Consider the following 18144-nt stretch of genomic DNA (forward strand, 5'->3'; position numbering starts at 1 on the left):
GCAGTTGGGGTTTTGTTTTTGCCCGCAGAAAAGTCACGGCCACTGGATTTCTATGCAATAGCTCGGCGCGTAGCTATCATGCGGGCCTCATTGTGAGGCGAGACCTGCATGCTGACGTTGTTAAAGCTTCTTAAAGATGGCCGATTCCATTCGGGTGAAGCATTGGGTGCTGCCCTGGGCGTCAGTCGTAGCGCCGTGTGGAAGCAGCTTCAGCATTTGGAAGCTGAGCTGGGACTGTCCATTCATAAAGTTCGTGGGCGCGGCTATCAATTGTCCGCGCCATTAGCGCTGCTCGATCCTTCCGAGATCAGTGCCCGGGCGATTTCCTGCGACTGGCCCGTCCAGGTTTACGACTCAATCGATTCTACGAACGCCGAGGCGCTGCGTGCCATAGAGCGGGGGCAGGCTGCGCCCTTTATTGTGCTCTCGGAGCGGCAGACGGCCGGGCGCGGGCGGCGGGGTCGCAAATGGGTCAGTCCCTTCGCTGAAAACGTCTATTACAGCCTGGTACTGCGCATTGAGGGTGGGATGCGTCAGTTGGAGGGCTTGAGTCTCGTCGTTGGGCTCGCTGTTTTGCAGGCGTTGCGTGAGCTGGGTATTGCAGCCGCTGGATTGAAGTGGCCCAACGATGTTCTGGTGGGGCAGAAAAAGATCGCTGGGATATTGCTCGAGCTGGTCGGTGACCCTGCTGATGTGTGTCACGTGGTTCTGGGGGTGGGAATCAATGTGAATATGCAGTCCGCTGACGAGGTGGACCAGCAATGGACATCCATGCGGCTCGAATCAGGCAAGTTGTTTGATCGCAACCAATTGGTGGCCATGTTGGGGGAGATGCTGCAGCGATACCTGGCTCGCCACCAGGCGGGTGGTTTTTTGGCCATCCAGTCGGAGTGGGAGCAAAATCACCTGTGGCAGGGCCGAAGCGTGTCGTTGATTGCCGGTGTCAATCAAATTGATGGTGAGGTGCTTGGTATCGATGGCCAGGGTGCCCTGCGCCTGAAGGTGGATGGTGTGGAGAAAGTCTTCAGTGGTGGTGAATTGAGCCTGAGGTTGCGTGATGATTCTTGAGCTCGATTGTGGGAATAGTTTCATCAAGTGGCGCGTGCTTGAGGCGAATGCCGGACAGGTGCTTGGTGAGGGGGTGGTCGATTCCAATCTCGCATTGCTTGAGGGGTTGGGGGAGCTCAAAGGGCTTGCCCTCACGTTTTGCCGGCTGGTGAGCGTCAGGACGGCGGAAGAGACCGGTGCGCTGACGTCATTGCTGAAGGCTACCTTTGATGTGCCGATAGTGTGTGCAGCGCCTGCTCGCGAAATGTCAGGCGTGCGTAACGGTTATGAAGAGTTTGAGCGGCTGGGGCTGGATCGCTGGCTCGCAATGCTTGGAGGCTTTCATCTGGCTTCAGGTGCGTGCCTGGTGCTCGATTTCGGTACGGCCGTGACTGCGGACTTTATCGCTCCTGATGGAGAACACCTGGGTGGCTTCATCTGTCCGGGCATGCCGTTGATGCGCAACCAGTTGCGTACCCATACGCGCAAAATTCGTTACGGAGATCTGGCGGCGGAGCAGGCTCTGGAAAGTCTTGTTCCGGGGCGTGCGACTGTCGAGGCTGTCGAGCGTGGTTGTTTGCTGATGTTGCGCGGCTTTGTAATGACTCAGCTCGAGTTGGCGCGCAGCTACTGGGGTGAGGGCTTTGTCGTATTCCTCACCGGGGGGGATGCGAACCTGGTTTCCGAGGTCGTGCCTCGGGCCAGGGTGGTTCCGGACTTGGTGTTTGTCGGATTGGCCATGGCCTGTCCCTTGTCCTGAGGTTTTTATGCGTTGGTTGTTTCTGCTGCTGCTTGTCCTCAATGGCTTTTACTACATCTGGCATCAACAAGAGGCTCCGCTGCGCGCGAAGGATGTCACGCCTTTGAGCCTGTATCGCGGGTCTCAGCAGGATATACGCCTGTTGAGCGAAGCGGGCGACGCCTCCAAAGACAAGGCTAAAGCTGTCTCGCCAGACAATGGCTGCCTTTATCTGGGGGGGTATGCGCGCCAGGACGCCGCGCAGGCGGTTGAGCGGCGGTTGAGCGGGATGGAGGTCAAATACCAATCCCTGCCCAGGGGCTCGGAAAGCGGAGGGTATTGGGTGCGTATTGCGCCGGAAAGCCGGCGTTGGCTGGACGATCTGCAGGTGCAAAACCTTTCTAAAGAATTCAATGAGTTAAAACATAAAATAATGCCGTGCGAGGGGGTTGCGCCCACTGAGTAGTTTGCATAGAATGGCGCCCGCTCCACAGCGAACACCGGAAACGGTTAACGAAGTGAAGCGAGGTCAACGCAGCTAACCTCAAGATTTAATTGAGAAAATGCTTGACAGAAGGCTGGCATGATGTAGAATGCCGGCTCGCTTAGGAGGGGTTCCCGAGCGGCCAAAGGGATCAGACTGTAAATCTGACGTCTACGACTTCGAAGGTTCGAATCCTTCCCCCTCCACCATTTTTAGCGAGAGCTGTAAGCCTCGCGGGTATAGTTTAGTGGTAGAACCTCAGCCTTCCAAGCTGATGATGCGGGTTCGATTCCCGCTACCCGCTCCAAGTTTACAGGTTTTGCACAGTGTTACGCTCTTGTAGCTCAGTTGGTAGAGCACACCCTTGGTAAGGGTGAGGTCAGCGGTTCAAATCCGCTCAAGAGCTCCATATAACAAGGCAGATATGAAAATATCTGCCTTTGTTTTAGGTGGTTGTGGTTGCGCCTCGTTGTGTTTTCGGGGTTGCCGGTATCGCAGATGCTGGTGTTGCAGTCGGGATTGCCTGGTAAGTGTTGTAAAGTCTTTTTCGGGTCGGCATAATGGTCGGCCTGATTTTGTTTTAGGTCAGTAGCTCAATTGGCAGAGCGACGGTCTCCAAAACCGTAGGTTGGGGGTTCGATTCCCTCCTGACCTGCCAGATTCACCTGGTGTGTCTGGCTTTCTTTTCACAGGATCTTCATAGATGACTCCTAAAGCTGAAGCTCAAGGCTCTCGTTTCGACCTCCTCAAGTGGCTTGTAGTAGTCGCTCTGGTGGTTGTTGGCGTTGTTGGCAATCAGTACTTTTCTGCTTCGCCGATCCTGTACCGCGTACTCGCATTGCTTGTCATTGCTGCTGTAGCTGCCTTTGTAGGCCTGCAGACGGCCAAGGGCAAGTCTTTCTTTGTACTGGTTAAGGAAGCTCGCACCGAGATTCGTAAAGTCGTTTGGCCAACTCGCCAAGAAACCACGCAGACCACCCTGATTGTGGTGGCTGTTGTTCTGGTTATGGCGTTGCTGTTGTGGGGGCTTGATTCCCTGCTCGGCTGGCTTGTTTCCTTGATTGTCGGCTAAGGGTGTCCCGTGGCTAAGCGTTGGTATGTTGTGCATGCTTACTCCGGTTACGAGAAGCATGTAATGCGCTCGCTGATCGAGCGCGTAAAGCTGGCCGGTATGGAAGACGGCTTCGGCGAAATTCTGGTTCCCACTGAAGAAGTGGTTGAAATGCGTAATGGCCAGAAACGCAAAAGCGAACGCAAATTCTTCCCTGGCTACGTGCTGGTGCAGATGGATATGAACGAGGGTACTTGGCACTTGGTCAAGGATACTCCTCGGGTGATGGGTTTCATCGGCGGTACCGCCGACAAGCCTGCACCGATCACCGATAAGGAAGCAGAAGCGATTCTGCGTCGCGTTGCTGATGGTAGCGACAAGCCGAAGCCGAAGACGTTGTTCGAGCCGGGCGAGTCGGTACGTGTCAATGATGGTCCATTCGCGGACTTTACCGGTGTTGTTGAAGAAGTTAACTACGAAAAGAGCCGGATTCAGGTCGCAGTGCTCATTTTCGGTCGCTCTACTCCGGTGGAGCTCGAGTTTAGCCAGGTCGAAAAGGTCTAGCTGAGCAAAAATCCCAACCCCGCAGCCGTAGGCTGTGGGGTTTTGTCGTCACTGGGATAAACGCGCAAGTAACCGGGGAGCCTCTCGAGGCGTTCGAACCCGTAATTGGAGTGCCTCATGGCCAAGAAGATTACCGCTTACATCAAGCTGCAAGTGAAGGCCGCTCAGGCTAACCCAAGCCCACCTGTTGGTCCTGCTCTGGGTCAGCACGGCGTGAACATCATGGAATTCTGCAAGGCTTTCAACGCCCGTACCCAGGGTCTTGAACCAGGTCTGCCGACTCCAGTGATCATCACTGTCTACAGCGACCGTAGCTTCACTTTCGAAACCAAATCCACCCCTGCTTCGGTTCTGCTGAAGAAGGCGGCCGGTCTGACCAGCGGTTCCGCTCGTCCGAACACCGTTAAGGTTGGCACCGTAACTCGTGCTCAGCTGGAAGAAATCGCGAAAACCAAAAACGCGGATCTGACTGCAGCTGATATGGAAGCAGCCGTGCGTACTATCGCCGGTTCTGCTCGTAGCATGGGCCTTAACGTGGAGGGTGTGTAATGGCTAAGCTGACCAAGCGTCAAAAGGCTATCGCCGGCAAAATCGAAGCAGGCAAGGCCTACAACTTTGTAGACGCTGCTGCCCTGCTGGCCGAGCTGTCGACTGTCAAGTTCAGCGAGTCGTTCGACGTAGCTGTAAACCTGGGTGTTGACCCGCGTAAATCCGACCAGGTCGTTCGTAGCGCTACCGTGCTGCCACACGGCACTGGCAAGACTGTTCGCGTTGCTGTGTTCACCCAGGGTCCAGCTGCTGAAGCCGCTCTGGCTGCCGGCGCTGACCGTGTAGGCATGGACGACCTGGCTGCCGAAATGAAAGGCGGCGACCTGAACTATGACGTAGTGATCGCATCCCCGGATGCAATGCGCGTTGTAGGTCAGTTGGGTCAGATCCTCGGTCCACGTGGCCTGATGCCTAACCCTAAAGTCGGCACCGTGACTCCAGACGTAGCTACCGCGGTTAAAAACGCCAAGGCTGGTCAGGTTCGTTATCGCACCGACAAAAACGGCATCATCCACACTTCCGTTGGCAAGATCGGCTTCGACGCCGTCAAGCTGAAGGAAAACGTTGAAGCCCTGATCGCTGATCTGAAGCGTATCAAGCCAGCTTCCTCGAAAGGCATCTACGTCAAGCGCGTTACCCTGAGCACCACTATGGGCCCAGGTCTGGTCATCGACCAGAGCTCGCTCGACGCGTAAGACACAGATTGGCGCAAGCGATTGCGCCAATTGAAAAATTGGGGTCCCTGCCTGGCGGGGGCTATCCAAGACCGTAGGCGACGCAAGTCTTAAACCACAAGCCTACGCAGATGGTGCTCCCGGTTCCTTACCGAATCAGACACCAAAACGACATCCGGTTTCGACCAGATGAAACGGTAACAAGCAGGAGTTAAACCCGTGGCAATTAAACTCGAAGACAAGAAGGCCATCGTCGCTGAAGTCAACGAGGCTGCCAAAGTCGCTCTGTCCGCTGTCGTGGCTGATGCCCGTGGCGTAACAGTAGGCGCGATGACCGGACTCCGTAAAGAGGCTCGTGAAGCTGGCGTTTACGTACGTGTTGTACGTAACACCCTGCTCAAGCGCGCTGTTGCTGACACTGAATTCAGTGTCCTCAACGACGTGTTCACCGGCCCTACCCTGATTGCGTTCTCCAAGGAACATCCAGGCGCTGCTGCCCGGATCTTCAAGGAATTCGCAAAGGGTCAGGACAAGTTCGAGATCAAGGCAGCTGCGTTCGAGGGCAAGTTCCTCGCAGCTAACCAAATCGACGTACTGGCAACTCTGCCGACCCGTGACGAAGCAATTTCTCAGCTGATGAGCGTGATTCAAGGCGCTACCAGCAAGTTGGCTCGTACTCTGGCGGCAATTCGCGACCAGAAAGAAGCTGCTGCAGCCTAAGGCTCGTCAACTTCTCGCGTTTTTTGTTTTTTTCGATGGTCGCGTAGGCCGTCCCCAATATCAGGAATTAGATTCATGTCTATCTCTCAGAACGATATCCTTGAAGCAGTTGGCAACATGTCCGTAATGGAAGTTGTTGAGCTGATCAAAGCTTTCGAAGAAAAATTCGGTGTTACCGCTGCTGCTGCATCGGCTGGTCCAGCTGTTGCTGCTGCCGTTGCTGAAGAGCAAACCGAATTCAACGTCATGCTGACCGAAGCTGGCGAGAAGAAAGTTAACGTGATCAAGGCTGTACGTGAACTGACCGGTCTGGGCTTGAAAGAAGCCAAGGCTGTAGTTGACGGCGCACCTGCCATGGTTCTGGAAGCTGTTGCCAAAGACGCAGCTGACAAAGCCAAAGCAGCTCTGGAAGAAGCAGGCGCTAAAGTCGAGCTGAAGTAAGCATCGACTTTGCTCCTCCAGCCCGAGCGTTAAGCGACAGGCTGATGGCTGGTGGCTCTTGCCACCGGCCTTTTTCCGTTATTGGCAGCCGACTGGGTCGGTGCCGATAACGTGCTGTAACCACCCGATGCGGTGGCGCAAACCATGGGGTTTGCACGATTTTCTGGCTGCTCCCGTCGGGAGGGGCCAAACAAGCAGGTGACCAAGCTGGGGAACGCTGATGGCTTACTCATATACTGAGAAAAAACGTATCCGCAAGGACTTTAGCAAGTTGCCGGACGTCATGGATGTGCCGTACCTCCTGGCCATCCAGCTGGATTCGTATCGTGAATTCTTGCAAGCGGGAGCGACTAAAGATCAGTTCCGCGACGTGGGCCTGCATGCGGCCTTCAAATCCGTTTTCCCGATCATCAGCTACTCCGGCAATGCTGCGCTGGAGTACGTCGGATATCGTCTGGGCGAACCGGCATTTGATGTCAAAGAATGCGTATTGCGCGGTGTAACTTACGCCGTACCTTTGCGGGTAAAAGTGCGCCTGATCATTTTCGACAAAGAATCGTCGAACAAAGCGATCAAGGACATCAAAGAGCAAGAAGTCTACATGGGTGAAATCCCCCTGATGACTGAAAACGGTACCTTCGTAATCAACGGTACCGAGCGTGTAATCGTTTCCCAGCTGCACCGTTCCCCGGGCGTGTTCTTCGACCACGACCGTGGCAAGACGCACAGCTCCGGTAAACTGCTGTACTCCGCGCGCATCATTCCTTACCGCGGTTCGTGGCTGGACTTCGAGTTCGACCCGAAAGACTGCGTATTCGTGCGTATCGACCGTCGTCGCAAGCTGCCAGCATCGGTACTGCTGCGCGCTCTCGGCTATACCACCGAAGAAGTGCTGGACGCGTTCTACACCACCAACGTATTCCACGTGAAGGGCGAGACCCTGAGCCTGGAGCTGGTGCCTCAGCGCCTGCGCGGTGAAATCGCTGTCCTCGATATTCAGGATGACAAAGGCAAGGTTATTGTCGAGCAGGGTCGTCGTATCACCGCTCGCCACATCAACCAGCTGGAAAAAGCCGGGATCAAAGAGCTGGATGTGCCTCTGGACTACGTCCTGGGCCGCACAACCGCCAAGGTCATCGTGCATCCGGCAACCGGCGAAATCCTGGCAGAGTGCAACACCGAGCTGAACACCGAGATCCTGGCCAAAATCGCCAAGGCCGGCGTTGTTCGCATCGAAACTCTGTACACCAACGATATCGACTGCGGTCCGTTCGTCTCCGACACCTTGAAGATCGACTCCACCAGCAACCAACTGGAAGCGCTGGTCGAGATCTATCGCATGATGCGTCCTGGCGAGCCGCCAACCAAGGACGCTGCCGAGACCCTGTTCAACAACCTGTTCTTCAGCCCTGAGCGCTATGACCTGTCTGCGGTCGGCCGGATGAAGTTCAACCGTCGTATCGGTCGCACCGAGATCGAAGGTTCGGGCGTACTGTGCAAGGAAGACATCGTCGCGGTACTGAAGACCCTGGTCGACATCCGTAACGGTAAAGGCATCGTCGATGACATCGACCACCTGGGTAACCGTCGTGTTCGCTGCGTAGGCGAAATGGCCGAGAACCAGTTCCGCGTTGGCCTGGTACGTGTTGAGCGTGCGGTCAAAGAGCGTCTGTCGATGGCTGAAAGCGAAGGCCTGATGCCGCAAGACCTGATCAACGCCAAGCCAGTGGCTGCGGCGGTGAAAGAGTTCTTCGGTTCCAGCCAGCTGTCCCAGTTCATGGACCAGAACAACCCGCTGTCCGAGATCACCCACAAGCGCCGTGTTTCTGCACTCGGCCCTGGCGGTCTGACTCGTGAGCGTGCCGGCTTTGAAGTTCGTGACGTACACCCGACTCACTACGGTCGTGTATGCCCGATCGAAACGCCGGAAGGTCCGAACATCGGTCTGATCAACTCCCTGGCCGCTTATGCGCGCACCAACCAGTACGGCTTCCTCGAGAGCCCGTACCGCGTGGTGAAAGACGCTCTGGTCACCGACGAGATCGTGTTCCTGTCCGCCATCGAAGAAGCTGATCACGTGATCGCTCAGGCTTCGGCCACGATGAACGACAAGAAAGTCCTGATCGACGAGCTGGTAGCTGTTCGTCACTTGAACGAATTCACTGTCAAGGCGCCGGAAGACGTCACCTTGATGGACGTATCGCCGAAGCAGGTAGTTTCGGTTGCTGCGTCGCTGATTCCGTTCCTCGAGCACGACGACGCCAACCGTGCGTTGATGGGTTCGAACATGCAGCGTCAAGCTGTACCGACCCTGCGCGCTGACAAGCCGCTGGTAGGTACCGGCATGGAGCGTAACGTAGCCCGTGACTCCGGCGTTTGCGTCGTGGCTCGTCGTGGCGGCGTGATCGACTCCGTCGACGCCAGCCGTATCGTGGTTCGTGTTGCCGATGACGAAGTAGAAACCGGTGAAGCCGGTGTCGACATCTACAACCTGACCAAGTACACGCGCTCCAACCAGAACACCTGCATCAACCAGCGTCCGCTGGTGCGTAAAGGTGATCGGGTTCAGCGTAGCGACATCATGGCCGACGGTCCGTCCACCGACATGGGTGAACTGGCTCTGGGTCAGAACATGCGCATCGCGTTCATGGCATGGAACGGCTTCAACTTCGAAGACTCCATCTGCCTGTCCGAGCGTGTTGTTCAGGAAGACCGTTTCACCACGATCCACATCCAGGAACTGACCTGTGTGGCCCGTGACACCAAACTTGGCCCAGAGGAAATCACTGCCGACATCCCGAACGTGGGTGAAGCGGCACTGAACAAGCTGGACGAAGCCGGTATCGTTTACGTAGGTGCTGAAGTTGGCGCAGGCGACATCCTGGTCGGTAAGGTCACTCCGAAAGGCGAGACCCAGCTGACTCCGGAAGAAAAACTGCTGCGTGCGATCTTCGGTGAAAAAGCCAGCGACGTTAAAGACACTTCCCTGCGTGTACCTACCGGTACTAAAGGTACTGTCATCGACGTACAGGTCTTCACCCGCGACGGCGTTGAGCGTGATGCTCGTGCCCTGTCGATCGAGAAGTCCCAGCTGGACGAGATCCGCAAGGACCTGAACGAAGAGTTCCGTATCGTTGAAGGTGCTACTTTCGAACGTCTGCGTTCCGCTCTGGTCGGCCACAAAGCCGAAGGCGGCGCCGGTCTGAAGAAAGGCCAGGACATCACCGACGAAGTTCTCGACGGTCTTGAGCACGGCCAGTGGTTCAAACTGCGCATGGCTGAAGATGCTCTGAACGAGCAGCTCGAGAAGGCTCAGGCCTACATCGTTGATCGTCGTCGTCTGCTGGACGACAAGTTCGAAGACAAGAAGCGCAAACTGCAGCAAGGCGATGACCTGGCTCCGGGCGTGCTGAAAATCGTCAAGGTCTACCTGGCAATCCGTCGTCGCATCCAGCCGGGCGACAAGATGGCCGGTCGTCACGGTAACAAGGGTGTGGTCTCCGTGATCATGCCGGTTGAAGACATGCCGCACGATGCCAATGGCACCCCGGTCGACGTCGTCCTCAACCCGTTGGGCGTACCTTCGCGTATGAACGTTGGTCAGATCCTTGAAACCCACCTGGGCCTCGCGGCCAAAGGTCTGGGCGAGAAGATCAACCGCATGATCGAAGAGCAGCGCAAGGTTGCCGAGCTGCGTAAGTTCCTGCACGAGATCTATAACGAGATCGGCGGTCGTCAGGAAAGCCTCGATGACTTCTCGGACCAGGAAATCCTGGATCTGGCTCAAAACCTGCGTGGCGGCGTTCCAATGGCCACTCCAGTGTTCGACGGTGCCAAGGAAAGCGAAATCAAGGCCATGCTGAAACTGGCGGACCTGCCGGAAAGCGGCCAGATGCAGCTGACCGACGGCCGTACCGGCAACAAGTTCGAGCGCCCGGTTACCGTTGGCTACATGTACATGCTGAAGCTGAACCACTTGGTAGACGACAAGATGCACGCGCGTTCTACCGGTTCGTACAGCCTGGTTACCCAGCAGCCGCTGGGTGGTAAGGCGCAGTTCGGTGGTCAGCGTTTCGGGGAGATGGAGGTCTGGGCACTGGAAGCATACGGTGCCGCTTACACTCTGCAAGAAATGCTCACAGTGAAGTCGGACGATGTGAACGGCCGTACCAAGATGTACAAAAACATCGTGGATGGCGATCACCGTATGGAGCCGGGCATGCCCGAGTCCTTCAACGTGTTGATCAAGGAAATTCGTTCCCTCGGCATCGATATCGATCTGGAAACCGAATAACACGTGACGCGAATCGAGAGCGGGGCAGGATTGCCCGCTCTCTGCTCCGCCAGGAGGAAAGGCCTTGAAAGACCTACTGAATTTGCTGAAAAACCAGGGTCAAGTCGAAGAGTTCGACGCCATCCGTATCGGATTGGCATCGCCTGAGATGATCCGTTCGTGGTCGTTCGGTGAAGTTAAAAAGCCGGAAACCATCAACTACCGTACGTTCAAACCTGAGCGTGACGGCCTGTTCTGCGCCAAGATCTTTGGCCCGGTAAAGGATTACGAGTGCCTGTGCGGTAAGTACAAGCGCTTGAAGCACCGCGGTGTGATCTGCGAGAAGTGCGGCGTTGAAGTCGCGCTGGCAAAAGTTCGTCGTGAGCGCATGGCGCACATCGAACTGGCTTCGCCGGTTGCCCACATCTGGTTCCTGAAATCGCTGCCGTCCCGTATCGGCTTGCTGATGGACATGACCCTGCGTGATATCGAACGCGTTCTCTACTTCGAGAGCTACGTCGTTATCGATCCAGGCATGACCACCCTTGAAAAAGGTCAGCTGCTGAACGACGAGCAGTACTTCGAAGCGCTGGAAGAGTTCGGCGATGATTTCGATGCCCGTATGGGTGCCGAAGCTGTCCGCGAACTGCTGCACGCTATCGACCTGGAACACGAGATTGGCCGTCTGCGTGAAGAAATTCCGCAAACCAACTCCGAAACCAAAATCAAGAAGCTGTCCAAGCGTCTGAAGTTGATGGAAGCCTTCCAGGGTTCCGGCAACCTGCCAGAGTGGATGGTGCTGACCGTTCTGCCGGTTCTGCCGCCAGATCTGCGTCCACTGGTCCCGCTGGATGGCGGTCGTTTCGCGACTTCCGACCTCAACGATCTGTATCGTCGAGTGATCAACCGTAACAACCGTTTGAAGCGCCTGCTGGATCTGTCCGCTCCGGACATCATCGTGCGCAACGAAAAGCGTATGTTGCAGGAAGCCGTCGACGCACTGCTCGACAACGGTCGTCGTGGCCGCGCTATCACAGGTTCCAACAAGCGTCCTCTGAAATCCCTGGCTGACATGATCAAGGGTAAGCAGGGTCGTTTCCGTCAGAACTTGCTCGGTAAGCGTGTTGACTACTCCGGTCGTTCGGTAATTACCGTAGGTCCGACCCTGCGTCTGCACCAGTGCGGTCTGCCGAAGAAGATGGCTCTCGAGCTGTTCAAGCCGTTCATTTTCGGCAAGCTGGAAATGCGTGGTCTCGCGACCACCATCAAGGCTGCCAAGAAGATGGTCGAGCGCGAGCTGCCGGAAGTTTGGGACGTTCTCGCTGAAGTGATTCGCGAACACCCGGTTCTTCTCAACCGTGCACCGACCCTTCACCGTCTGGGTATCCAGGCGTTTGAACCGGTACTGATCGAAGGTAAGGCTATCCAGCTGCACCCGCTGGTCTGCGCCGCGTACAACGCCGACTTCGACGGCGACCAAATGGCCGTGCACGTACCGCTGACGCTGGAAGCCCAGCTGGAAGCGCGTGCGTTGATGATGTCGACCAACAACATTCTGTCGCCAGCCAACGGTGAGCCAATCATCGTTCCGTCGCAGGACGTTGTATTGGGTCTGTACTACATGACGCGTGAAGCGATCAACGCCAAGGGCGAAGGTCGTGTATTCGCGGATCTGCAGGAAGTTGACCGTGTGTTCCGTGCCGGCGAAGCCGCACTGCATGCCAAGGTCAAAGTGCGGATCAACGAAACCGTCAACGACCGTGACGGCGGCAGCGTGACCAACACCCGTATCGTCGACACAACTGTCGGCCGTGCGCTGTTGTTCCAGGTTGTGCCAAAAGGTCTGTCGTACGACGTCGTCAACCTGCCGATGAAGAAAAAGGCGATCTCCAAGCTGATCAACCAGTGCTACCGCGTGGTTGGTCTGAAAGAGACCGTTATCTTCGCTGACCAGTTGATGTATACCGGTTTTGCCTACTCGACCATCTCCGGCGTTTCCATCGGTGTTAACGACTTCGTTATCCCGGATGAAAAAGCCCGCATCATCGGTGCAGCCACCGACGAAGTGAAAGAGATCGAGAGCCAGTACGCCTCCGGCCTGGTAACCCAGGGCGAGAAGTACAACAAAGTGATCGACCTTTGGTCCAAGGCGAACGACGAAGTTTCCAAGGCGATGATGGCCAACCTCTCGAAAGAGAAAGTCATCGACCGTCATGGCGTCGAAGTCGACCAGGAATCGTTCAACTCGATGTACATGATGGCCGACTCGGGTGCGCGGGGTTCCGCAGCACAGATTCGTCAGCTCGCCGGTATGCGTGGTCTGATGGCCAAGCCGGACGGCTCCATCATTGAAACGCCGATTACTGCGAACTTCCGTGAAGGCTTGAGCGTACTTCAGTACTTCATCTCCACTCACGGTGCTCGTAAAGGTCTGGCGGATACCGCGTTGAAAACGGCGAACTCGGGTTACCTGACTCGTCGTCTGGTAGACGTGGCGCAGGATCTGGTTGTAACCGAGATCGATTGCGGCACCGAGCACGGTCTGCTGATGACTCCGCACATTGAAGGCGGTGACGTTGTAGAGCCGTTGGGTGAGCGCGTATTGGGTCGTGTTATCGCCCGTGACGTATTCAAGCCGGGTACCGAGGACGTCATCGTTCCTGCTGGCACCCTGGTAGACGAGAAGTGGGTCGAGTTCATCGAGCTGAACAGCATCGACGAAGTGATCGTGCGTTCGCCGATCAGCTGCGAAACCCGCTACGGCATTTGCGCCAAGTGCTACGGCCGTGACCTGGCTCGTGGTCACCAGGTGAACATCGGTGAAGCGGTCGGCGTTATCGCTGCCCAGTCCATCGGTGAGCCGGGTACCCAGCTGACGATGCGTACGTTCCACATCGGTGGTGCGGCAAGCCGGACCTCCGCAGCCGACAGCGTTCAGGTGAAGAATGGCGGTACCGTCCGTCTGCATAACCTGAAGCACGTTGAGCGAGTGGATGGTCACCTGGTGGCTGTGTCCCGTTCCGGTGAGCTGGCCATCGCTGATGACTTCGGTCGTGAGCGTGAGCGTTACAAGCTGCCGTACGGTGCTGTGATTTCGGTTAAAGAAGGTGACAAGGTCGACGCTGGCGCCATCGTGGCCAAGTGGGATCCGCACACTCACCCGATCGTTACCGAAATGAAAGGTACCGTGACCTACGTGGGCATGGAAGAAGGCATCACGATCAAGCGTCAGACTGACGAATTGACCGGTATGACCAACATTGAAGTACTCGACGCCAAAGATCGTCCAGCTGCCGGTAAGGACATCCGTCCAGCCGTTAAGATGGTCGACGACAACGGCAAGGATCTGTTGCTGCCAGGCACTGACGTAATCGCTCAGTACTTCCTGCCAGCCAACGCCCTGGTCGGTGTAGCGGACGGTGCGAAGATTGCGATCGGTGATGTTATCGCTCGTATTCCGCAAGAAACTTCGAAGACCCGTGACATCACCGGTGGTCTGCCGCGTGTTGCCGACCTGTTCGAAGCCCGTCGTCCGAAAGAAGCGTCGATTCTGGCTGAAGTCAGCGGCACCATCGCGTTCGGTAAAGAGACCAAGGGCAAGCGCCGTCTGGTCATTACCCCGAACGACGGTAGCGATCCGTACGAAGAGCTGATTCCGAAGTGGCGTCACCTGAACGTGTTCGAAGGCGAACAGGTAAACCGCGGCGAAGTTATCTCCGACGGTCCGAGCGATCCACACGACATCCTGCGTCTGCTGGGTGTGAGTGCGCTGGCCAAGTACATCGTTAACGAGATCCAGGACGTTTACCGTCTGCAAGGTGTGAAGATCAACGACAAGCACATCGAGACCATCCTGCGTCAGATGCTGCGTAAAGTTGAAATCGCTGAATCCGGCGATTCCAGTTTCATCAAGGGCGACCAGATGGAACTGACTCACGTACTGGTAGAGAACGAGCGCCTGGCGACTGAAGACAAGTTTGTCTCCAAGTTCACTCGTGTACTGCTGGGTATCACCAAGGCGTCGTTGTCCACCGAATCGTTCATCTCGGCGGCTTCCTTCCAGGAAACCACCCGCGTACTGACCGAAGCGGCGGTAACCGGCAAGCGCGATTACCTGCGCGGCCTGAAAGAAAACGTGGTCGTGGGTCGTCTGATCCCGGCCGGTACCGGTCTGGCTTATCACAGCGAGCGCAAGCGTCGCCGTGATGCAGACAAACCGTTGCGCGTAAGCGCCAGTGAAGTGGAAGCTGCACTGACCGAAGCGCTGAACTCGAGCGGTAACTGAGTTCTGCGGTAAATGAGTGTGAGGCCCTGGTCACTCCGTTCATCGAATCGAGACAAATTGTCGAGATTGGATGAGCGGGGAGGGCGGGGCCTTGCCTTGACTGGGGACAAGATCCTCTTTAGACTCTTGTACCCCTAAATTTGGCGGGAATTCGTTCCTGCCATTTTGCTTTTCTTGCAAGACAATAGCGTCGCAAGACAACAGTGGAGCTAGTAGATGGCAACTATCAACCAGCTGGTACGTCAGCCGCGTAAGCGTATCGTCGAGAAATCCGACGTGCCTGCGCTGCAGAACTGCCCGCAACGCCGTGGCGTGTGCACCCGTGTGTACACCACCACGCCGAAAAAACCTAACTCGGCACTGCGTAAAGTATGCCGTGTGCGTCTGACCAACGGTTTCGAGGTTTCCTCGTACATCGGTGGTGAAGGCCACAACCTGCAAGAGCACAGCGTGGTACTGATCCGCGGCGGTCGTGTAAAAGACTTGCCAGGTGTTCGTTACCACACTGTTCGCGGTTCGTTGGATACTTCCGGTGTTAAGGGTCGTAACCAGGGTCGTTCGAAGTACGGTACCAAGCGTCCGAAGTAATCGGCCGTTTTGCAGTTATTCATTTTATTGAGTCGATAAGAGTAAGGTCGGGCACGTATCCACTGGATCTGTCCCGGGCTAACCTGAAGACCGTTTGAGGGCTTATCAATGCCAAGACGTCGCGTAGCAGCCAAGCGTGAGATTCTGGACGATCCGAAATACGGAAGCCAAATCCTCGCCAAATTCATGAACCACGTAATGGAAAGCGGCAAGAAAGCCGTTGCCGAGCGTATCGTTTATGGTGCCCTGGATACCGTGAAGGCTCGTAAGGCCGGCACCGATCCCCTGGAACTCTTCGAAAAAGCACTCGACGCCATCGCTCCGCTGGTCGAAGTGAAGTCGCGCCGCGTTGGTGGTGCTACTTACCAGGTTCCGGTCGAGGTTCGTCCTTCCCGTCGTAACGCTCTGGCAATGCGCTGGTTGGTAGACTTCGCCCGCAAGCGCGGCGAGAAGTCTATGGCTCTGCGTTTGGCTGGCGAACTGTTGGACGCCGCCGAAGGTAAAGGTGCTGCAGTTAAGAAGCGTGAAGACGTGCACCGTATGGCTGAAGCCAACAAGGCTTTCTCGCACTACCGCTTCTAATTCTAGCGTCACTCATTTTGCGAGGGCTTTATGGCTCGTACTACACCGATTAATCGCTACCGTAACATCGGTATCGTTGCTCACGTGGATGCTGGTAAAACCACCACCACCGAGCGCGTCCTTTTTTACACTGGCAAAAGCCACAAGATGGGCGAAGTGCATGACGGCGCTGCGACCACTGACTGGATGGTTCAGGAGCAGGAGCGTGGTATTACCATTACTTCTGCTGCCATTACCGCCTTCTGGCAGGGTTCGGCCAAGCAGCACAAAGACCAATACCGCTTCAACGTCATCGATACCCCGGGCCACGTAGACTTCACCATTGAAGTTGAGCGTTCCCTGCGTGTACTCGACGGCGCGGTCGTTGTGTTCTGCGGCACCTCCGGCGTTGAGCCTCAGTCCGAAACCGTATGGCGTCAAGCCAACAAGTACGGCGTTCCACGTATTGTTTACGTGAACAAGATGGACCGTGCCGGTGCAAACTTCCTGCGCGTGATCGCTCAGATCAAGCAGCGTCTGGGTCACACTCCGGTGCCGATCCAGTTGGCTATCGGTTCCGAAGACAACTTCCAGGGTCAGATCGATCTGATGACCATGGAAGCGGTTTACTGGAACGATGCCGACAAGGGCATGACTCCACGTCGCGAAGCTATCCCTGCTGAACTGCAGGAGCTGGCTGAAGAGTGGCGCAACAACATGGTTGAGGCTGCGGCCGAAGCCAGCGAAGAGCTGATGAACAAGTACCTCGAAGGGGAAGAGCTCTCCATCGAGGAAATCAAGGGTGCTCTGCGTCAGCGTACTATCGCTGGTGAGATCGTTCTGGCTGTTTGCGGTTCTTCCTTCAAGAACAAGGGCGTTCCCCTGGTTCTCGACGCCGTTATCGACTACCTGCCTGCACCAACTGACATTCCTGCCATCAAGGGTACTGACCCGGATGACGAGGAAAAGCAGATGGAACGTCATGCAGACGACAACGAGCCGTTCTCGGCTCTGGCGTTCAAGATCGCTACCGACCCATTCGTGGGTACCTTGACCTTCGTCCGCGTTTACTCGGGCGTGTTGGCCTCCGGCGACGGCGTGATCAACTCGGTCAAAGGCAAGAAAGAGCGTGTGGGTCGTATGGTGCAGATGCACGCAAACGCCCGTGAAGAGATCAAGGAAGTACGCGCTGGCGACATCGCGGCCTTGATCGGCATGAAGGACGTCACCACTGGTGAAACCTTGTGCAACGCTGACAAGCCAATCATCCTGGTTCGCATGGACTTCCCGGAGCCGGTTATTTCGGTTGCCGTTGAGCCTAAGACCAAGGATGACCAGGAAAAAATGGGTATCGCTCTGGGCAAACTTGCTCAGGAAGACCCGTCTTTCCGCGTCAAGACTGATGAAGAGACTGGTCAAACGATCATCTCTGGCATGGGCGAGCTGCACCTGGACATCCTGGTTGACCGGATGCGCCGTGAGTTCAACGTCGAAGCCAACATCGGTAAGCCTCAGGTTTCCTATCGTGAGCGCATCACGAAGAACTGCGAAATCGAAGGCAAGTTCGTTCGTCAATCCGGTGGTCGTGGCCAGTTCGGTCATTGCTGGATCCGTTTTGCTCCTGCTGACGAAGGTCAGGAAGGTCTGCAATTCTTGAACGAAGTAGTGGGTGGTGTGGTTCCTAAGGAATACATCCCGGCTATCCAGAAGGGTATCGAAGAGCAGATGAAGAACGGCGTAGTTGCCGGCTATCCGCTGATCGGCCTGAAGGCTACCGTGTTTGATGGTTCTTACCACGACGTCGACTCCAACGAGATGGCGTTTAAGGTGGCTGCTTCCATGGCGACCAAGCAACTGGCCCAGAAGGGCGGTGGTGAGTTGCTCGAGCCGATCATGGCGGTAGAGGTTGTTACGCCTGAAGACTATATGGGTGACGTGATGGGCGACCTCAATCGTCGTCGCGGCATGATTCTGGGTATGGAAGACACGGTTTCCGGTAAGGTGATCCGTGCTGAAGTTCCGTTGGGCGAGATGTTCGGTTATGCGACCGACGTTCGTTCGATGTCCCAGGGTCGCGCAAGCTACTCTATGGAATTCAAAAAATACAATACGGCTCCGTCGCACATCGTCGAAACCGTTACCAAAAAACAAGGCTGATTCAGTCCTTT

14 protein-coding genes and 4 tRNA genes are annotated in these 18144 nt (G+C 56.1%); all 18 read left to right on the top strand.

Annotation, left to right across the window (positions count from 1 at the left end; translation table 11 throughout):
- The first annotated feature begins 108 nt into the window (after nucleotides 1-108).
- The 18 genes from birA (at nucleotide 109) to fusA (ending at nucleotide 18133) form a co-directional block, all read left to right on the top strand.
- A complete protein-coding gene (gene birA / locus PMI26_RS27065; protein ID WP_007970406.1) occupies nucleotides 109-1068 on the top strand; it encodes a bifunctional biotin--[acetyl-CoA-carboxylase] ligase/biotin operon repressor BirA in 960 nt (319 codons plus the stop codon).
- Nucleotides 1058-1807: a pantothenate kinase gene (locus PMI26_RS27060; RefSeq protein WP_007970408.1), complete on the top strand. Its 750-nt coding sequence runs from the start codon at nucleotides 1058-1060 to the stop codon at nucleotides 1805-1807. The genes birA and PMI26_RS27060 overlap by 11 nt, the downstream gene beginning before the upstream one ends.
- 7 nt (nucleotides 1808-1814) lie before the next feature.
- Nucleotides 1815-2252, top strand: coding sequence for a hypothetical protein (locus tag PMI26_RS27055; protein ID WP_007970410.1), 438 nt, complete (start codon nucleotides 1815-1817; stop codon nucleotides 2250-2252).
- Nucleotides 2253-2394: 142 nt separating this feature from the next.
- Nucleotides 2395-2479 (top strand) — tRNA-Tyr (locus PMI26_RS27050).
- Nucleotides 2480-2503: 24 nt separating this feature from the next.
- Nucleotides 2504-2577 (top strand) — tRNA-Gly (locus PMI26_RS27045).
- A 26-nt stretch (nucleotides 2578-2603) separates the two neighbouring features.
- Nucleotides 2604-2679 (top strand) — tRNA-Thr (locus PMI26_RS27040).
- Between the two features lie 173 nt (nucleotides 2680-2852).
- A tRNA-Trp gene (locus PMI26_RS27035) sits at nucleotides 2853-2928 on the top strand.
- Between the two features lie 45 nt (nucleotides 2929-2973).
- On the top strand, nucleotides 2974-3342 hold the full coding sequence (secE, locus tag PMI26_RS27030; protein ID WP_007970411.1) for a preprotein translocase subunit SecE: 369 nt from the start codon (nucleotides 2974-2976) through the stop codon (nucleotides 3340-3342).
- A 9-nt stretch (nucleotides 3343-3351) separates the two neighbouring features.
- Nucleotides 3352-3885, top strand: a complete 534-nt coding sequence (gene nusG, locus PMI26_RS27025) for a transcription termination/antitermination protein NusG (protein WP_007984405.1) — start codon at nucleotides 3352-3354, stop codon at nucleotides 3883-3885.
- A gap of 117 nt (nucleotides 3886-4002) precedes the next feature.
- Nucleotides 4003-4434, top strand: a complete 432-nt coding sequence (rplK, locus tag PMI26_RS27020) for a 50S ribosomal protein L11 (protein ID WP_007933726.1) — start codon at nucleotides 4003-4005, stop codon at nucleotides 4432-4434.
- Nucleotides 4434-5129, top strand: a complete 696-nt coding sequence (gene rplA, locus PMI26_RS27015; protein WP_003186095.1) for a 50S ribosomal protein L1 — start codon at nucleotides 4434-4436, stop codon at nucleotides 5127-5129. Before rplK ends, rplA begins: the two co-directional genes overlap by 1 nt.
- 198 nt (nucleotides 5130-5327) lie before the next feature.
- Complete coding sequence (gene rplJ, locus PMI26_RS27010) at nucleotides 5328-5828, top strand: 50S ribosomal protein L10 (protein WP_007970413.1); 501 nt, start codon at nucleotides 5328-5330, stop codon at nucleotides 5826-5828.
- A gap of 75 nt (nucleotides 5829-5903) precedes the next feature.
- Nucleotides 5904-6269: a 50S ribosomal protein L7/L12 gene (gene rplL / locus PMI26_RS27005; RefSeq protein WP_007970414.1), complete on the top strand. Its 366-nt coding sequence runs from the start codon at nucleotides 5904-5906 to the stop codon at nucleotides 6267-6269.
- Between the two features lie 220 nt (nucleotides 6270-6489).
- Nucleotides 6490-10563: a DNA-directed RNA polymerase subunit beta gene (gene rpoB, locus PMI26_RS27000; protein ID WP_007970415.1), complete on the top strand. Its 4074-nt coding sequence runs from the start codon at nucleotides 6490-6492 to the stop codon at nucleotides 10561-10563.
- A 64-nt stretch (nucleotides 10564-10627) separates the two neighbouring features.
- Nucleotides 10628-14827: a DNA-directed RNA polymerase subunit beta' gene (gene rpoC, locus PMI26_RS26995; protein ID WP_007970416.1), complete on the top strand. Its 4200-nt coding sequence runs from the start codon at nucleotides 10628-10630 to the stop codon at nucleotides 14825-14827.
- 216 nt (nucleotides 14828-15043) lie between these two features.
- Nucleotides 15044-15415, top strand: a complete 372-nt coding sequence (gene rpsL, locus PMI26_RS26990) for a 30S ribosomal protein S12 (protein ID WP_003186084.1) — start codon at nucleotides 15044-15046, stop codon at nucleotides 15413-15415.
- Nucleotides 15416-15523: 108 nt separating this feature from the next.
- A complete protein-coding gene (gene rpsG, locus PMI26_RS26985) occupies nucleotides 15524-15997 on the top strand; it encodes a 30S ribosomal protein S7 (RefSeq protein ID WP_007970418.1) in 474 nt (157 codons plus the stop codon).
- A gap of 30 nt (nucleotides 15998-16027) precedes the next feature.
- A complete protein-coding gene (gene fusA, locus PMI26_RS26980; RefSeq protein WP_007970420.1) occupies nucleotides 16028-18133 on the top strand; it encodes an elongation factor G in 2106 nt (701 codons plus the stop codon).
- Nucleotides 18134-18144: the final 11 nt, after the last annotated feature.

The sequence above is a fragment of the Pseudomonas sp. GM33 genome, from assembly GCF_000282295.1.
In the GTDB taxonomy this organism is placed as follows: Bacteria; Pseudomonadota; Gammaproteobacteria; order Pseudomonadales; family Pseudomonadaceae; genus Aquipseudomonas; species Aquipseudomonas laurylsulfatiphila.